This window comes from Flammeovirga sp. AWQ4_249 (genome assembly GCF_056161045.1).
Genome location: NZ_JBSWYJ010000008.1, coordinates 96,168 through 114,060, shown reverse-complemented (window position 1 = coordinate 114,060; position 17,893 = coordinate 96,168). Strand labels below are relative to the sequence as shown.

The following is a 17,893-nucleotide window of genomic DNA, read 5'->3' as shown; positions in this document are numbered from 1 at the left end:
ACCTTTTTATAGTATTAGTAGTTGACTAACCTAAAGATTAATCGTCACTTTTCTTGAATAATTTCACAATGAAACTACCAACTGCTGCAATACCAATAAAGATGAATTTTGCAAATTTTGCTAATACAGCAAAAATACCTGTTTTCGCAAGTACTTTACCAGCTACTAATCCACCAACAGTCCAAGCTGCAACATTATCAACTTCAGGTGAGAAGTCTGCATATTGGAATCCTTGATCAAAAGTAACACTACTAAGTACACCATCAATACTCTTGTTTACTTCACCTAATTCAGGCATTGAAGCAATAGCATTGATCATAAAGACACCTTTACGACCTAAAACTCTAAGGTTATAATTTAATGTGTGGTTCGGGTCTCCTCCAAATTCTAATTCTCTTGCCCAGTGTAATACTTTACGATCAGCATCATAATATGGCGCTGAAGCCCAACCAATTAATTCAATTTCTTCATATCCTTCCTGTACTCTGTATGCATTACCTTCACGTGTTTCGGCTTGTTGTTCAGCCAAAAGTTCATCATAATCAATGTCTTGAGCATCTTCATCTGAAACATAACCCATTTCGTCGAATGTAATCGTATATGCCCAGCTAGAATCACCTAAAACACCTTTTCCTGTTGGCACTAACATACCTAAGATGTCTTCATCTTTTGGATTACCCCAAAGGTCAGAAAGTACATATTGAGATTGTTCTTTGTCAAGGAAACTAAATCCTTCAGGAACATTGATTTGAGCATTAGCTTCTTCAAATTCTATCACACCTTGTTTGTAATCTAAAGATGCTTCAATTTGATTAATCATTAGTTGAACACTATCAAGTTCTACCTCATTGGCAAAAATATTAGTCACACAAAAAAGTGATAATACAATAGTTTGTAAAACTGTTTTCATTTTAATAAAAAAGTTATGTTTAGTTTAAATAATATTATTTTTTAGTTTGCTTTGCTCTGCAAATTTGCATTTTTTTTCTTTAGAATAAAATAATACAAGTTGTTATACTTAGTATATAGGTAAAAAAATGGTCCAAAATTTAATTACTTTGAACCACTCTATTATACAATCAATTAATATTCAATCTTTAAAGTATTGCCTTCTAGTAGCCTACCTTTCGACTCTGTTATCTTTAATTTTTGTTCTGCTGAAATACCGATTGTTTCTCCTGGTTTAAGGTTTATATCATAACTAACAACATAACTTGCCATTCCGTACATCATTTGGTTTAAGTCCTCAAGACTTTTATCAGAATCTACAATTTCCATCTCTTGTTTACCGAAAGCTTTCAAACCAAACGTGTAACATGAGTTTTTACCATTAGCTTTATGTAAACCAAAGTAGACCCATATATATAGTGGTAAATTTTCTTCATTCATCATATGTACATTGGCTTCATAGAAATTCTTTTCCAATACCAGAGTACGGCTTCCCATATATAATCCTATGGAATCACTATTATTCATTATGGCTGATGCCACCTTTGAAAATAAAATATTTTCTTTGACAGGTTGATCTCCTCCACCAATAATTGAAATAATTACATGACCTTTATGAGCGGTTGCTTCTTGTTCTGCATTCTGCCAAAAATAGTTGAAAGAGGCTGCTGATTTCACTTCATCTCCAGGAATCGGCATAGGCATTGTGGCGATCACCACACCGTAGCCATCTACAGTTAAAAAAGAAGTTTCGTTATTCGTTTTCGTTTCACCTAAAGTTAAACTCCAATGTTCTTTTAACTCTACTATTACTTGGTTGATATCTAATGAATTTGGATCATTCAATAAAACCATTCCTAATACAGATTTATTCTCTGATTCAGGAGCACTAGAAGTATTCTTTGTGACAGTATTTTCAGCTTCTGTTTTTTTCTTTCTCTTGAGGAAATCAAAAAGTCCCATAATATATGAAGTTATTTGTATTGTATATTGTAGTACACTAAACTGACAAGGTTTGTTTTATGAAAAATAGAGCTATGCTTCTGAAGTATGTTTTCCAACTTCAAAATCGATCACTAACTGATTGACTTCACCATGAGCATCTAATCCCCAATAGGCGGGAAATAATCCATTCGCAATTCCAGAAGAAAACATTATAACATTGGTATTTCCGCCTTTCACAAAGTAGTCCAACCAATCTCCTTCTGAACTTGATCTACGAGGATTATTGCCATTTTTATTAAATAGTGCTTCTAAATAATCATCATAAAAATTACCGCCTTCGTGTTCATTAAAAAATGCGTCCCTTTCAGCTTGGTATTGTTTAATTGTTAGAAGATCAGATAAACTTAAAAGGTTACTTTCTACAGGAAATTTACCATTAATTTTAAAATTTGCCTTATGCCCTGTACTAGTGGCAAAGTTAGCGACTTCCCATTTCACAGGAGTACCTTTTTTTACTTCCAACATAGCATAACAAGGCTTAAAACCGTGTTGCGTTTCATGAAAGTAAAGGTAAACTGGATAAGGACGTGGTGCTAATTTTCTTTCTAATGCTTTTAATGTAAAAAGACGTAATGGATCTGTAATAACCACTTCACCTGAGGTAAGGCGAACCAAACCTGTTAAAAATTCCTTGTATTTTCTTGATTCTCTAAGATTGATAAAGTCAGAGGAATCAATTGCAATAGTTTGCTCGTCTGTAGTATATTGTTCAGTCATTATATAACTTAATTAAAAAATGAGTGTAATTGGTATTACCAAAGTACTAAAGGATCTATTTTTAAGCTAACGATTTGTTTATTTTTTCTATAAATGACAAATTAATGTACCAATTTAGTTTCCGCCTTGGGATTATTTTGCAATGAATAAAGAAATGTAGTGACCTCATCTATCCATTCTTGTTTAGAATGATGGAGATAATTTTCATGCCCTGCCAAAGCAAAAGTTTTCAACAGTTTCTCTCCATTTATATTCAGAAAAATTGCATCTATTTCTTCTCTACTCACCTTAGGATCTTTTTCTCCATACATTAATAATGTGGGGCAAGAAACTCCTTTTGCATAGTCAATGGGATTATGATCAAAGGCCCAAAAATTATTTTGTACTCCTCCCCAAAAAGTGAGCATTCCAGCAAGAGGGAAGTTGGGGATTTTCATGATTTCAAATCTTGTTTTCACAGTGGTATACATGTTACCAAAAGGACATTCAATAATGATTGCATTGGGTGAAACATTTAGCTCTCCTACAGCTCTCAAAATAGAAACAGCACCCATAGAACTACCAAAGAGAATTATATTTTCTTCCCCTTTATTTCTAATATAATTTACACAAGACCTCACTTCTTCTGCTTCAAAGTATCCGATAGTTGTTCGATAACCTTCAGAACCTCCAGAACCCATAAAATCTACCATCAATGTAGAATAGCCCATAAGATAAAATTCTTCTGCTTGATCTACTAAAGCAGATTTATTACTGCCATATCCATGGAAAAGAAGGATGGTGTCTAAAGCATTTGCTTTTTTGACATACCAACATTCCAATCGTTTGTTACTATTAATTTTGACAACTTCATAGGGTTGGTGAGGTTGTATTGTATTCTTAGGTTTAGGTGTATTGACACCTGCAAGAACCGTGATTAATTTTTCTCCAAAAGTTAAACGTGATGCTGATCCTGTTTTATAGGTATTATTTTTTGAAAAATGAGTAAACTGATAAGCATGAAAATAAGACACCACATTCATGCTTAAAAACAACATTAAAAGTAAGAATAAAAAAATACGTAGTTTAGTTCTCATTGAAAGATTGGAAGTATTTTATTTTAAATTCTACTAGATTGTGATAGGCCTTTCCGTTATATACAAAATCTAGTATAACCAATTTTATCAAAATTACCCCTTTTTCCAAAAAGTTAGTTGCATACTTATAGATGAGTAACATTGCCTGCAAATTTAATTTTTAAACCTTGGTAAAACGAAAACATATGCATAATTTATATAGAATAAATTGCCCATTTATTAACATAAAAAACAATTATGAATATTGCTATTATCGGTACAGGTAATGTTGGTGGCGCTTTAGCTACTAATTTCTCTTCAAAAGGTCACTCTATTTTATTAGGGGTTAGAGACACTAACAATTTTAAAGGCAAACAATTATTAGACAATCAAAACACCACAGCTCACAGTATTCCTGATGCAGTTGCTAAAGCTGAAGTAGTTATTGTTGCTGCTGGCCCTCAATTTACAGCATCTATCGTTAAAGCAATGGGAGACACCAATGGGAAAGTCATTATTGATGCCATGAACTCTATTTCAACGAGACCTGAAGGATATAATAATTCATTTGAGGCTTTTAAAGCTTTAGCCAAAGGTGCTGAGGTTGTTAAATGTTTCAACACAACAGGTTTTGAAAATATGAAAGACCCAATTTATGACGGGAAAGGGATTGACATGTTTGTGGCTGGTAGTTCTGAAAAAGGAAAAGAAATAGCAACACAGCTTGCACTAGATGCTGGATTTGAAAAATGCTATAATTTTGGTGGAGATGACAAAGCTGGATTATTAGAACAATTTGCTTTATCATGGATTAATATTGCCTTCATGCAAGGTGAAGGAAGAAACATGGCCTTTAAAATTATAAAAAGATAATGAAAATTGCATTAATCACTGGAGGTCACAAAGGACTAGGTCTCGGATGGTGTAAAGTCCTTGGTCAAAAAGGTTACTCTATCATCGTTTCATCAAGAAAAGAAACAGACGCTGAAAATGCATGTGAGCTTCTTAAAACAGAAAATATTGATGCATATCCTTTAGTATTGGATGTTTCTTCTGAAGAAAGTATCGCTAACGCTGCAAAATGGGTTGCTGATAAATTTGGTCAATTGGATCTGTTAATCAATAATGCAGGTGTCAACCCTAAAGATTATCAAGATAAAGAAAGAATGGCTAAAGCCTTTAATATTGATCATCTCGATTTTGATGAAATGTTGCAAGTTTATCGTGTCAATAGCCTTGCTCCATTGATGATGGTAAAACATTTCAAACCTTTATTATTAAAAGCTGAAAAGCCGAAAGTTATCAATGTTTCTAGCTGGCTTTCTAGCGTTACAAATATGAAATTTGGTGGGCATTATGGATATGTATCTAGTAAAAACCTGTTGAATGTTTTGAATAAAAGTTTAGCAATGGAAATTGTTGATCAAGGGATCATTACCGTAAACATCAATCCCGGCTGGGTAAAAACGGATATGGGGGGAAGTGAAGCCGATTTCACGCCAGAACAATCTGTTGAGAATGTATATGATAATGTAATTTCTAAAATTGAAATTGCTGATTCTGGAAAATTTTTCAATTTTGATGGAACAATTCATCCTTGGTAAATTCTCTTATTTCTAATAAAATAAAAGGTTGATCAATGCACTTATCCTACATTGATCAACCTTTTCATTTTTATTGAATAATAAATTTCGATTCTACTTTTTGTCCACTCCTTGTAATCCCTTTCACATAATATAATCCAGGAAGATAGCTTTCAATATTTATGGTTCCTTCCACTTTTTGGAAAGCCTGCATTTTTTGACCTGAAGAATTAATTATTTCTAAATTCATTTCTTCTCTTGAAGAAAGATGCAATTGATTTGTACCTTTCACAGGATTTGGAAAACAGCGTATTGTAGGGAAATTATTTTTTTCAATACTTGTCACTTCATCCTCAATCACAGGAGGAATATAGACAACTGTTTTTACGGTGTTTGTGGTGATTGGTTTATTAAAATCAAAGTAAATATCTGCAGTATTCAATATACTATCACCTTCCGCTAAATCAGTTTTTGGTGTCATTTGATAATAAATATAACCATGACTATTGGGCTCATCTACAATACTATCTGGTAGTAATATATTTTCAAAAGTAAAGACTAGCACATTACTATCATACCAATTAATGCTATAGTCATGTGATAAACTTAGTATTTCAAAAGATTCAATTTGCAGATTTGCTGAAATAGTATCTACAATAAATACATTAAAAGCGGTATCAGTTCCTGTATTTTGAAAACGTATGAGATAATCAATAGGTGTTTGTGCTTCCACTTCCTGCACGGTTATGGAATCTCTTGCTTGCTTGTCATTCGGATCAAATGAACCTGTTACTTCAAAAAATACGTGAGCAGCATTATTATCTTCAATGTCATCTTCAAAGTCATCAGCTGAAATCGCAGCAATTGTTTCTACTTCATCTCCAAAAGAATCAAGATTCGTTTTTCCATAAAAATAAACCTTATGTATCTCTCCTACATTGAGTGTATCAATAGAATATAAAATTTCGTTTCCATTTTTTTCAAACTGATTTAAAGAATCTACAAGTTCAAATGTTGGAGCTTCTAAACTTAAGGTAATATCCTTTACTTTCTCAGTTCCATAATTCATTACTTCTACCACATATATCATGTTAAATCCAGGACGAGCTCTTGTAAAAAATGGAATTCGCACCTGTAAATCGTTAACATCTTGATTGGATTGTAATGCTATATTTTGCTTGATTTCATCCGTAAATTCAGTAGCTGAAATTGAAAAAGATGAAGGATTTGAGTCGAAATAATTGACAGTTTCAAGTGTTGCGGTATAATTCCCTGTATCTTTCAAAATGGCAAAATAATCTCCATCCTTATTGGTCTTAAATTTTTGATTACCAGGATTGAGCTGTATAGCTAACCCTTCAAAACTTGCTTCATCTGTTTCTTTAACTCCATTTTTATTTAAATCATAAAAAACATTACCATATACCACAGGAAATGTCGGACAAGCATCTGGATTATTCCCGGGTGTACATAAAGTGTATTGATCTAATAAATTAAACCAAAAACCAAATTGCTCAAAAAACGCTACCATTTTCTGAGGATAATTTGATATACATTCAATACTCGTTTCGGAGATATCTAAATCGTAAATAGAATCTGGTAGATGTGATAAACAGGTAAGATCAGGATTTTTATTGACTTCCAATATTTCAAGTTGTTCTAGAAAAGAAACATCTATCTCTGTAAGCTTATTATTTTCTAGTGTAAGGCGTTTTAATTTTTTATTACTTGATAAATCAATGGTTGAAAGTTGATTTTCCCTCGCATGAAATAATTCCAAACTATCAAGTTCATGCAGATTTATATCTGTAAAATTGTTTTCACTGATATATAAAAACTTTAATGCTATTAGAGACGAGACATCAAGAGCAGACAAATTATTTTCCCAAGCTCTTAAATTGAGTAAACGATTACAACCTTCTACTATCAAAGTATCCATTTCATTATGATGGCAACTTAATTTTGATAGATTTTTTAAACCAGAAACATTCAAACTATCGATGGCATTATACCCACAACTCAACTCCTCCAAGTGAGTCATATGACTTACATCTAGCTTTTGTGTATTATTATGAGAAATAGATAAATACTTTAAGTTAGGGACATCTGTAAAAGAATAATCAGAAGGTAATTTCGTGTAAGACATGCTCAGGAATGCTAACTTATTCTGGGATGATAGATCTAATGCTGTAATATCTACTTTTTGTACATATAAGGATTCTAATTCTACTAAACCTTGGACATTTAAAGACTTTAAAGGATTTCTACTCACTATTAACTTCCTCATCTTAGTACATGGAGAAGCATCTAAACCATCTAATTTGTTATAATGAATGGCTAAATATTCAAGAGAAACTAGGTTTGAAAGATCTATTTCTTTGAAATTATTAAAACGCAAATTCAAATATTTCAAATTTCCTAAACCTGTCATATCTAAGGTATCAAGATTCAATTGTTCAATATCCAAAGTATCTAATTTGGTCAAATTGGTTACATTAATTGAACTGAATTTATTGACTGAAGCATCAAGGTATTTCAGATTTTTCATCATGGAAAAATCAATAGGCACACCTTTTTCCATAAAACGAAAGTTATAGCTACAATTCAGCCATTCAAGATGTATAAAACTGCTTAATCCTGTAAAATCTTTAACTCCTTTCTGGTATAAATTTAAACGTTTGACAGCAAGTGCTTCTGACTCTTGAATAATACTATCATTATTAGTATCAAAACCTTGAGCAATGACTTCATGTAAAAAAACAGTGTCTGGAATGGCTACATTTTGAGCATTACCAAAAGTGGTAAAAGAGACAATTAGTAAAAAAGTAAATATCTTTTTCATCAGTTATTTTTAATGTTAAACTTAAAAAGTAACCAATAGATATTTTCGGAAATTGAAGGCGTATTTAAGGCTGTAAAAAAGTAAATGGTTCTCCATTACTTTTTAAATGAATGTTAATTAATATGAGTAACGAGATCTATAGAGAATAGTTACAATATCATACCATTTTTTAAAAACACCTCAAATTTTAATGCTTTATGCTTGAAAATTGACATCACCTTTACACAATACAGATTTGTGCTACTTCATTATTTATTTCTGCTAATTCTGAGACAAGATTGTTAGTTATTGGTTAAATATTGAAACTCAAAAATGTAAAACCAACCTACATTTGTAATAGACAAAGTACAAGAGAAGCTTTCTCTTCAATCTATTTTTTAAGGTATGTGTGACGACTGAGTTGAAGTGATAAAATCATTCAAACTCTCCACTAACAAATAATATTGTATGGCCTCTCTGAAAAGTGAGGCCTTTTTACTTAAAACATTCAAATGAAATGAAGCAGTATTTACTAATACTTATTTTTTTCCTTCCTTTTATCAGCTATGGAAATGTAGACCACTATAAGGAAGCAGAAAATTGTGATTACTCAGATGGCGTGATTGTTCAGGAAAATGAAAATGCCTCAGGTGGGCAATTCCTTAAAATACAAAAAGATGAAACAGTCACTTTAGAAATTCCTGGAATTGAAAATGCAGGGACTTACCAACTACAGATTTTTCATTTTAATGGAGGGGTTGAACAAACGTTCCATTTGAAAATAAATGAAGATGAATTTGTTGAAAAGAAACTTAATCCATCCAATTGGGCCTACCAAGAGCCTGCTTTAACTACCAATTTGGAAGTTGAACTTACAACAGGTACAAACACCATAATTTTGAAAGCATTGGCAGGAAATACAATCTTGTTAGATCGTTTTAGATACTATGAACCGTATGATCAAACTGCTCCAAGAACATTTTATTTTAGTGCTGAAGGCAATGACCTCAACAATGGTTCCGAAAATGCTCCTTTTAAAAGTTTAGCGAAAGCCACTGAAATTGCAAAAAATATCAATGAAGGTGGTTTGGTGAAAGAAGGTGATAAAATTCTTTTCAGAAGAGGTGATCGCTTTGAAGGACATTTTGAAATCAAATGTAGTGGAACAGAAGAATTGCCTATTGAGATTGGAAGTTATGGTGAAGGTGAATTGCCAATTATCTCTGGTTCTGGAAATATTGAAGGTGGAGATTACTTTGAAGCGGTTAAAACAGTGAATATTTCTTATGTCAATTTTAGAGATTTATGGATTCAAAATGATCGCCAAAACCTGGAAAGATACAATTGGGGAAAGGATAAAAGTTTTGGTATTTTAGTTACTGCCAATCAATGGGGGAATAGTCCTTCTTCTAACTTGACGTTCAAAGGAATGAAGTTTACTGATGTATTTGGAGCAGGGATTCCAGAGGAATTTAACTCACTTAGTGTCACTGGTCTTCGTTTTGAATCAGATAGTAATAATGTGGATAAAGAAGTGACAATTCGAGATATATTGGTGGAGGATTGTTATTTCTCAAATATTGGCAAAGCTGGTGTTTGGTCAATTCATAAAGGAAAAAATAGCGAAGAAGACAGTGTCAATCGTTCGATCAATTTTGTCATCCGTAACAATACCTTTTATAAAACTGGTGGTTCTGGAGTGATTTTATCAAAAGTATATAATGCATTAGTAGAAAATAATACTTTTGACCATACGGGGTATAGTTCTGAAGAAGAACCAAGGTTAGCAGGTCGTGGAAGCGGTATGTGGGTATTTTCAGCAAGAAATATTATCGCTCAATACAATGAAGCATTAAGTGTTAGAGGACCAAATGATTCTTATGGTTTACATATTGACTTTGGCAACAAAAACATTATTTATCAATACAATTATACTGAAGATTGTGAAGGTGGTTTTGTAGAAGTTTTAGGTGATAACCATAATGTTGCTTATCGTTTTAATGTAAGTGTAAATGATGGTTTTAGAGATTTTCATGGAAGTGTTTTATGGACCTCAGGATATGTTGGAAATACTGTTGTGAATGGAGTAAAAGTACCTAATACGCCTGTCAAATCAGATGGTGTTTATATTTATAATAATACTGTCTACTTAAACAAAGCGTATAATCCCGATATTTCATTATTCTCAAAGAATACATATGTATACAACAATATTTTCGTACATGAAGGCGATGGAATTATTGGTGAAAAAGTTGAGATGGAAATGGAAGGTGATTTTATCGTAAGTAATAATTTATTTTATGGTAATCATAATAATGAGTTTTCAGACTTAGATATTAATGGTTATTTCAAAGACCCACTTTTCCAAAATAAAGGGGCAAGTACTAAAGAAGGATATCAGATTACAGAAGCGAGTCCTGTCATTGGTCAAGGATTATCTTTTCCAGAACCAAGTTTTCCTAATATTGGAAAAGGTATTTTCAAGAATATTCCATTAAATCCTAATGTCGATATTTATGGAAATGCTATGTCTATTGAAACGATCTTACCAAATATTGGTGCAGACAATGGTTTTAACTCCATTCAAGAACCTGAAGTTTCTATCGCTTTTAAAGAACATCTAAGTGAAATATTTGTAGGTAAAAACCTAACTTTAGAAATCATTATCAATCCTGAAAATACCGTTATTAGTGATTTAACTTTTACTTCTTCAAATGAGCAAATCGCTTCTATCAATCCAAATGGAGTGGTAACAGCAATTAGCGAAGGCAATGTGACAATTACAGCTTACTCGGAAAAATTGGACATTACTGCAACAACTCAAGTCAGTATTAAGAAAGATGAGGTGACTTTAATAGATGATCAATCTATATCTTCAATTAAAGTTTTTCCAAATCCAGCTACTAGTTTCCTTAAAATTCAAACGAATTCATCAAGCTTAAAATCCATTCGACTTTATAGTTTTATAGGTCAACAGTATTATGTGAATACAATGCATAAAACAAAAGAAATTAATCTTCAAAAATTACCGAAAGGAATGTATTTTATAGAAATATCAGAGCAAGGAAAAGAAGTATATACAACAAAATTAATTGTTCGTTAATTCATTGATAATCGGGTTATAAAAAGTTAAAATTTAACTATCACTGTGGAAAATTGTCATTTTTAGACACATTTTTACACAAAAAATGCTATTCCATCAAATAAAGTGTTAGTTATAAAAATATGTCTGTCATTTTTTTTCAATGATCTAAAATAGATTTGTTAAGAACAAAAACGTAGAACTACGACTACGAAAACTGCATTCTCAAATGCAACCAAAAACAATTTTTTTTTAATCATATTTTATTGAAATGAAGAAGATATTACTAAACTTTTTATCACTCGCTTTTCTCTTTAATATCATTCAGACTACATATGCGACTACGCTGAATGAAGACATTGCCTATTACATAGACGCTACAAATGGTAGTGATGAAAATGATGGATCAGATGGGTCTCCATGGAAGACATTGTCATTCGCTCTTTCTCAAATCACATCAGGTACACATCATGACTTATATGTTCAAGGTACTTTCACAGATAAGAGTTTAAGTGTTATTGGAACAAATGACAATCGTTATGATTTCAGCATTAAAAAATGGAATGAAGACGCTATTTTCCAAGGAGATGGTAATGGTCAATTTATGAGAATTGAACATTCTTCTGCTTCTTTTGATCATCTAACGATTAAAGATTATGGACTAGAAGACAATGGAGGTGCTGTTTATTTACAATGGAGTGCTTCTTTAGATATTGAATCGTGTAATTTTATTAATAATCAAGCTAAATATAACGCTTCGAAGGTAACTAGTGGTGGTGCAATTTTCTCAGCAGGTACACTAACTGTCAATAACTCTTACTTCGGAGAGAATTATGCTGAAACAAGAGGTGGTGCTATTTTTATCTCTTTCAAAGATTTTGTGATGAAGAATTCATTAGTATATATGAATTCAACAAATGGCGGTGGCTGGGATCAAGGTGCTGCAATTGCCATCTATTCTAACAAAAATAATTATACAAATGTAACGATGACAAATAATAGCATCGTAGCCAATTACTCGAATTTAGAAACTGGTGGTGCTTCAGGTGTATTATTTAAAAAGAACAACGCTACTCATATTAATATATTAGATTTCAGTAATAATATTTCATTCAACTACATTTGGCCTCATAGTCAAAGTACACAGCATGACTTAAAATTTACTACTGATGATATCTATAATGAAAATTTCAAAAACAATATTTTCTCAACTATGAATGCTCCTAGTTTAGTCATTAAAGACGACAATGGAAATCAACAATTGACGAAATTTGAAATTGAAAATGAAGACGGTAGTAAAACAAATGTAACTGTTGGTGATCAATTAGCCTTTGGTGAAATCGCTCAAAACACAGAAGGTGTTTACTATTTACCGATTACAAAGGGTAGCTATGCTATCGATGGAGGAGCAGATAACGATATGTTGGATATTGTAGGCTCTCCGATTGTTGGCACTGCAAAAGATATTGGTCAGTTTGAATTTACAGGTGCACCTGCGACTATTTCCATGAATTCAGAAGCTGAATATACTTATGACGGTACCGAAGTAACACCTACGTTTACTATTCAAGATGAAGATGGAAATGATATCACTGACATGGTAGCTCTTACAGTAACTTACAATGGCTCAGTTGAAAAGCCAATGAATGCAGGTGAGTATACAATTATTGCTTCATTGGATGTTGCTGCTTCAGGTTACAATGCCATATTGGAAACTACATTGACTATTCATAAAGCTGAAGGCGAAATTACTCTTAATTCAGAAGACTTAATGACTACTTACGATGGTGAAGTCAAAGTAGTAAATGCTACTTCAGATTATACATACCAGGTTTCTTATCAAAAAGAAGGTGAAGAACCTACAGATGTGGCTCCAATGTATGCGGGTACATATACGGTTACAGCGTCTATAAATGATACAAACTACGAAGGTCAAGACACACAAACATTAACAATTGAGAAAGCTACAGTAACACTTGAAGAAACAATGGCCTCAAAGGTTTATAACACTCAAGCACAAGATTATGGTTTTGTGGTTAAAGATATAGATGATAACGATGTAAGTGAGATGGTTGCTGTAGATATTACATATAATGGTGAAACAGGAGCTCCAACAAATGCAAATGATTATGCTGTGGTAGTCACTGTAAATGATATGAATTATAAAGCTGATGCTGCATTAGAAAGTATTTTTACTATTTCGAAAGCAACTGCAGAATTTACAGTTGGTGAGAATTTAGCCTTAGAATATAATGGTCAAGTTCAAATGCCAGAGTTATCTGTTTCTCCAGAAGTAGCTTACGAAACAGTAATTACAGGTGTAGAAAACAACGAAGGAATTATTGTTGGAGAATATAATGTTGTAGCAACTGTATCAGATGACAACTATGAAGGTTCAGCTGATGTAGATTACTCAATTGTAAAAGCAACTGCAATCATTACATTTGGTAATTTAGAACATACCAATGATGGTCAAGCAAAAGCTGCTACGTATACAGTAAAAGATGCGGAAGGGAATCCACTAGAAGTAATGGTTGACGTTGTGTATACATTAAATGAGGGAGTTGTGGAAATGCCAACAGCAACCGGAAATTATGTAGTCACTGCAACTGTAAATGACCAAAATTACAAAGGTGAAGCTACAGCTGATTTTGTAATCACAGACAAAATGGAAGCTATCATCATGATCAGTGAAGAAAATAATGTATACAATGGTGAAGCTCAAGATGTAGCTTATACAATTACTAATGCTGAAGGAACAGCAATAGAAGTTGATCAAGTCATGATTACTTATAATGAGTTAGAAACTGTTCCAATGAATGCAGGAACGTATACGGTAATGATTAAAATTACCGACAATATGTATGTAGGTGAAGCAACTGCAGAGTATACAATTGAACAACAAATGGTTACGATTACTGAAGTTGATACTGATTTTGTATACAATAGTGAAGTACAACAACCAGCATTTACATTATCTGTAGAAGATCTTAATACAACGGTAGAGCAAACAAGTGGTAATGGTATGGACGCAGGTGATCATCAAATTACCGTAACAATTGCTGAAGATAATTACAAAGGAACACAAGTAATTGATTATGCTATTGCAAAAGCAAATGTTGATGTCGTATTATCTGGGTTATCTCATACTTATGATCAAGTTGAAAAAGAAGCTACAGTTACATTAGGAATGGAAGGGTTATCGTATACTGTAACTTACAATGATGCAGAAACATTACCTATCAATGCAGGTGAAAACGCAGTTAAAGTGATGATCACAGAAGATAACTATATGGGTAACGCTGAAGGTATATTGGTGATTGAAAAGGCTGAAGTTGCTGTAACAGTTACTGATCTTTCAGTTGATTATGACGGTGAAGCTAAAGAAGTTGAAGTAACAACAGCTATGGAAGTAGCTAATGTAATAGTAACATATAATGATGCAACTGAAGCTCCAATTGAAGCTGGCACATACGAAGTGGTCGCGACTATTGAAGATCCTAATTATATGGGTTCTGGTGAAGGTACACTTACAATTGTTGCAGAGGAACCTACATCCGTAAGAGATGACTTAATGGAACTGAGTGTTTATCCTAACCCAAGCCAAGGTCAATTCTCCGTTCAGTTGACAAATGCTCAAGATGCTCAATTGTCAGTACATACTCTTGCAGGTCAAGAAGTATATACAACAACAATTTCTAAGTTTGCAAAAGTTACATTACCATCAAATATTCATGGTGTTGTCATTGTAAAAATCGCTAGTGACAATCAAGTTACTGCTCAGAAAGTATTAATTAAATAGTTTTTATATCCTGAAGGTAGTTGCTCATCAAGAGTAGCTACCTTTTTTTAATTCATTATTATCATGAAAAAAATTACAACACTTTCTTTGCTGATAGGAGTTTTAATTGTAGGCATTGCCGCAATGGAATTACCTAAAAAGAAGAAAAAAAAACAAGCAACCTAATCTCATTGTCGTAATGGTGGATGATATGGGATATGAAGATGTGAGTTTTAATGGTTGCAAAGATATTCCTACTCCTAATATTGATAGAATTGCAAATGAAGGCGTAAAGTTTACCGAAGGCTATGTAAGTTTTCCCGTTTGTGGACCTAGTAGAGCAGTATTTTTAACAGGTAGATATCAAGATCGTTTTGGTTTTACGACGAACCCAAGTATTAATCCTGAAAACGATAAAGCAGGACTACCTGTTGAAGAAGAAACAATGGCTCAAGTATTACAAAAAGCCGATTATAAAAGTGCCATAATTGGGAAATGGCATATGGGAACACATCCTAAATTTCATCCATTGAAAAGAGGATTTGATTACTTTTATGGATTTTTAGCAGGAGGACATCATTATTTACCTGAGTTTCTTACGCTAAAAGATTTATCAGAAGTAACAAAAAAATGGGAATGGTACTCAACAAAGATTCGTGAAAATTATGATGCTGTTGAAGTGGATGACTATTTAACGGATGAATTAACAGATGCTGCTGTTAGATATATTAAAAAACAAGCAGATGATGAGCAACATTTTATGGTGTATTTAGCATATAATGCTCCACATGCACCTTTAGAGGCTACAGAAAAATACCTTTCTCGTTTTCCTACTATTGAAAATAAAAGACGTAAAACATATGCTGCCATGGTAAGTGCTGTTGATGATGGAGTGGGGAGAGTATTGAAAGCATTAGAAGATAAAGGAATTGATGAAAATACTATGATTGTCTTCCTGTCAGACAATGGTGCCTCTAAGAAAAATGCTTCTCAAAATGGAGATTTAAGAGGTTGGAAAACAGATGTATTTGAAGGTAGAATTAGAGTTCCTTTTGCAATGCGTTGGAAAGGTACAATCCCTGCCAATCAAACCTATAATAACCCTATTTCTTCTTTAGACATTATGGCAACAATCGTAGCTCAAAATAATATTGAGATTGCAAAAGAAAGACCTTTAGATGGTGTAGACCTTCTACCCTATTTAACAGGTAAAAATGATGGAGTCCCACATGATTATCTTTTCTGGAGAAAATGGGAACAAAATGCAATGGCCATTCGTCAAGGAGCACTCAAACTCTTAGCCAATAGAAACATGAAAGACAATCCTGTTGAAATGTACAACATTGAAGTTGATCCATTTGAACAGAAAAATATCAAAGCAGACCATGAAAAAGAGGCAAAAGAAATGATGCAAGAGTGGAAAGAGTGGAATGCACAAATGAAAGACAGAATATTCCCTACTTTATCAAATGATAATTGGTGGAATAAAGTAAAATAAAAAGTAAATAAGTTAGCACGAATAATAAAAACAATAATGACTGAGAGAAATGTTGATAACGTTTCTCTCTTTTTTATGGTTGATTATTAACAAATTACAAAACGAATAATTTCATGAATTTTAGTTAACCAAATAGTTATTTAGATTTAAACGCAATTATTAAGATATTACATAAGTAACTATATATCTGATAGTTATAAACTTAAGTAATGAAATTTATTCTATAAGAAGTTTGATATCAAATTTATTAATTTAGGATATATTTTTTCTCCTATTTATCTTTAAAACCATAAACCTAATCACCTTGCTTTCGAGCAGATTATAATGACAAATATCAAACTTTATTATCATTTTATTGTTGCCCTACTGATACTTATTTTTACTTCATGTGATTTTAGTAAAAAGGAGTCATCACACCTTAATAATCGATTCTATGAAAAAGCGCCGATGGCGGAGCTGTGCTATAAAAAAATTAAAGGAATGCGTTATTACTACCGTAAAGCGGGTAATCCTTTAAATCCAACTTTAGTATTGATGCATGGTTTCCCAACGAACAAGAAAACCTTTGATGAACTAATACCTATGCTGGCATCACATTACTATGTGATTGCTCCAGATCATACAGAAACAGATTGGACGGAAACTATAGATCCCTCTAAAACAAAGTTCTCTTTTTCAAAGATGACAGAACATTTAGAAGTGTTTCTTGATGAACTACATATCGATACTTATACATTGTATATTCAAAACTCTGCAATGTACGTTGGTTTTGATTTAATGTATAGAAATCCAAATAAAGTGAATGCATTAATTCTTCAAAATGTAGACTTGTATGTTGAAGGATTATCTCCAAAAAGAAAAGATCTTTTTGAACGAGCTGGATCGGATTATAATGCTGCCTATCAAGATTTTTTATGGTCTTTAACAGGAGAAGGCAAAATAGAATGTGATCAGCATCTTTTAGATTTAGATACCTCTTATTTTCATCAAATTGCTAAAAAGGATGAATTTAAATTCTTAAATTCTAAGAAAAAGAGAAAGGCAATGCTTCAGTTATTTGAAGACTATAATAACATCCTTACAAAGTATCCTAAATGGCAGAAAATGCTAAGGGATTTACAACCAAAAACATTAGTAATCTGGGGAGATGATGAAGTCGATGTCAATTTTAAAGGAGCAAAATTATATCAAAAAGACCTTCCAGATACAGAATTTATCTTAATCAAATCTGGGAAATATTCTGATGATATGTTTACAGTAGAAATAGCATCCCAAGTACTAACTTTCCTACAAAAAAATGTAAACGACGTCGATAAGAACTTAGAAATCAAGCCTTATTTAGACGCTTTGTAAAAATTTATTTTGTCATTATTTAATAGATAGTTGTCATTAATATGAACTCA

General features: G+C 32.5%; 11 protein-coding genes. 6 read left to right on the top strand and 5 right to left on the bottom strand.

From position 1 onward, the window contains the following. Positions 1-37: 37 nt before the first annotated feature. The 4 genes from ACXAHM_RS08770 to ACXAHM_RS08755 form a co-directional block, all read right to left on the bottom strand. Entirely contained in the window at positions 38-910 is an 873-nt protein-coding gene (locus ACXAHM_RS08770) for a DUF2167 domain-containing protein (RefSeq protein WP_474960051.1), read from the bottom strand. Positions 911-1,083: 173 nt separating this feature from the next. Then, positions 1,084-1,911: a DUF4261 domain-containing protein gene (locus tag ACXAHM_RS08765; RefSeq protein WP_474960050.1), complete on the bottom strand. Its 828-nt coding sequence runs from the start codon at positions 1,909-1,911 to the stop codon at positions 1,084-1,086. A gap of 72 nt (positions 1,912-1,983) precedes the next feature. Further along, a complete protein-coding gene (locus ACXAHM_RS08760) occupies positions 1,984-2,670 on the bottom strand; it encodes a DUF4241 domain-containing protein (RefSeq protein WP_474960049.1) in 687 nt (228 codons plus the stop codon). Between the two features lie 101 nt (positions 2,671-2,771). Further along, on the bottom strand, positions 2,772-3,746 hold the full coding sequence (locus ACXAHM_RS08755) for an alpha/beta hydrolase (RefSeq protein WP_474960048.1): 975 nt from the start codon (positions 3,744-3,746) through the stop codon (positions 2,772-2,774). Positions 3,747-3,983: 237 nt separating this feature from the next. Between ACXAHM_RS08755 and ACXAHM_RS08750 the strand changes: the two genes are divergently transcribed. Continuing rightward, positions 3,984-4,598: an NADPH-dependent F420 reductase gene (locus ACXAHM_RS08750; protein WP_474960047.1), complete on the top strand. Its 615-nt coding sequence runs from the start codon at positions 3,984-3,986 to the stop codon at positions 4,596-4,598. Further along, the gene (locus ACXAHM_RS08745; RefSeq protein ID WP_474960046.1) at positions 4,598-5,329 is read left to right on the top strand and encodes an SDR family oxidoreductase; all 732 of its coding nucleotides are present in this window, start codon (positions 4,598-4,600) and stop codon (positions 5,327-5,329) included. The genes ACXAHM_RS08750 and ACXAHM_RS08745 overlap by 1 nt, the downstream gene beginning before the upstream one ends. Before the next feature lie 70 nt (positions 5,330-5,399). Here ACXAHM_RS08745 and ACXAHM_RS08740 read toward each other — a convergent pair whose 3' ends face one another. After that, positions 5,400-8,150 (bottom strand): DUF7619 domain-containing protein, encoded by a 2,751-nt coding sequence (locus ACXAHM_RS08740; RefSeq protein ID WP_474960045.1) that lies wholly within the window; start codon positions 8,148-8,150, stop codon positions 5,400-5,402. Positions 8,151-8,646: 496 nt separating this feature from the next. Between ACXAHM_RS08740 and ACXAHM_RS08735 the strand changes: the two genes are divergently transcribed. The 4 genes from ACXAHM_RS08735 to ACXAHM_RS08720 all read left to right on the top strand — a co-directional run bounded on the left by ACXAHM_RS08735 (position 8,647) and on the right by ACXAHM_RS08720 (position 17,843). Then, positions 8,647-11,232, top strand: a complete 2,586-nt coding sequence (locus ACXAHM_RS08735; protein ID WP_474960044.1) for a T9SS type A sorting domain-containing protein — start codon at positions 8,647-8,649, stop codon at positions 11,230-11,232. A gap of 250 nt (positions 11,233-11,482) precedes the next feature. After that, positions 11,483-15,013: an MBG domain-containing protein gene (locus tag ACXAHM_RS08730; RefSeq protein ID WP_474960043.1), complete on the top strand. Its 3,531-nt coding sequence runs from the start codon at positions 11,483-11,485 to the stop codon at positions 15,011-15,013. 115 nt (positions 15,014-15,128) lie between these two features. After that, complete coding sequence (locus ACXAHM_RS08725) at positions 15,129-16,490, top strand: sulfatase family protein (RefSeq protein WP_474960042.1); 1,362 nt, start codon at positions 15,129-15,131, stop codon at positions 16,488-16,490. A 324-nt stretch (positions 16,491-16,814) separates the two neighbouring features. Further along, complete coding sequence (locus ACXAHM_RS08720; protein ID WP_474960041.1) at positions 16,815-17,843, top strand: alpha/beta fold hydrolase; 1,029 nt, start codon at positions 16,815-16,817, stop codon at positions 17,841-17,843. Positions 17,844-17,893 lie beyond the last annotated feature (50 nt).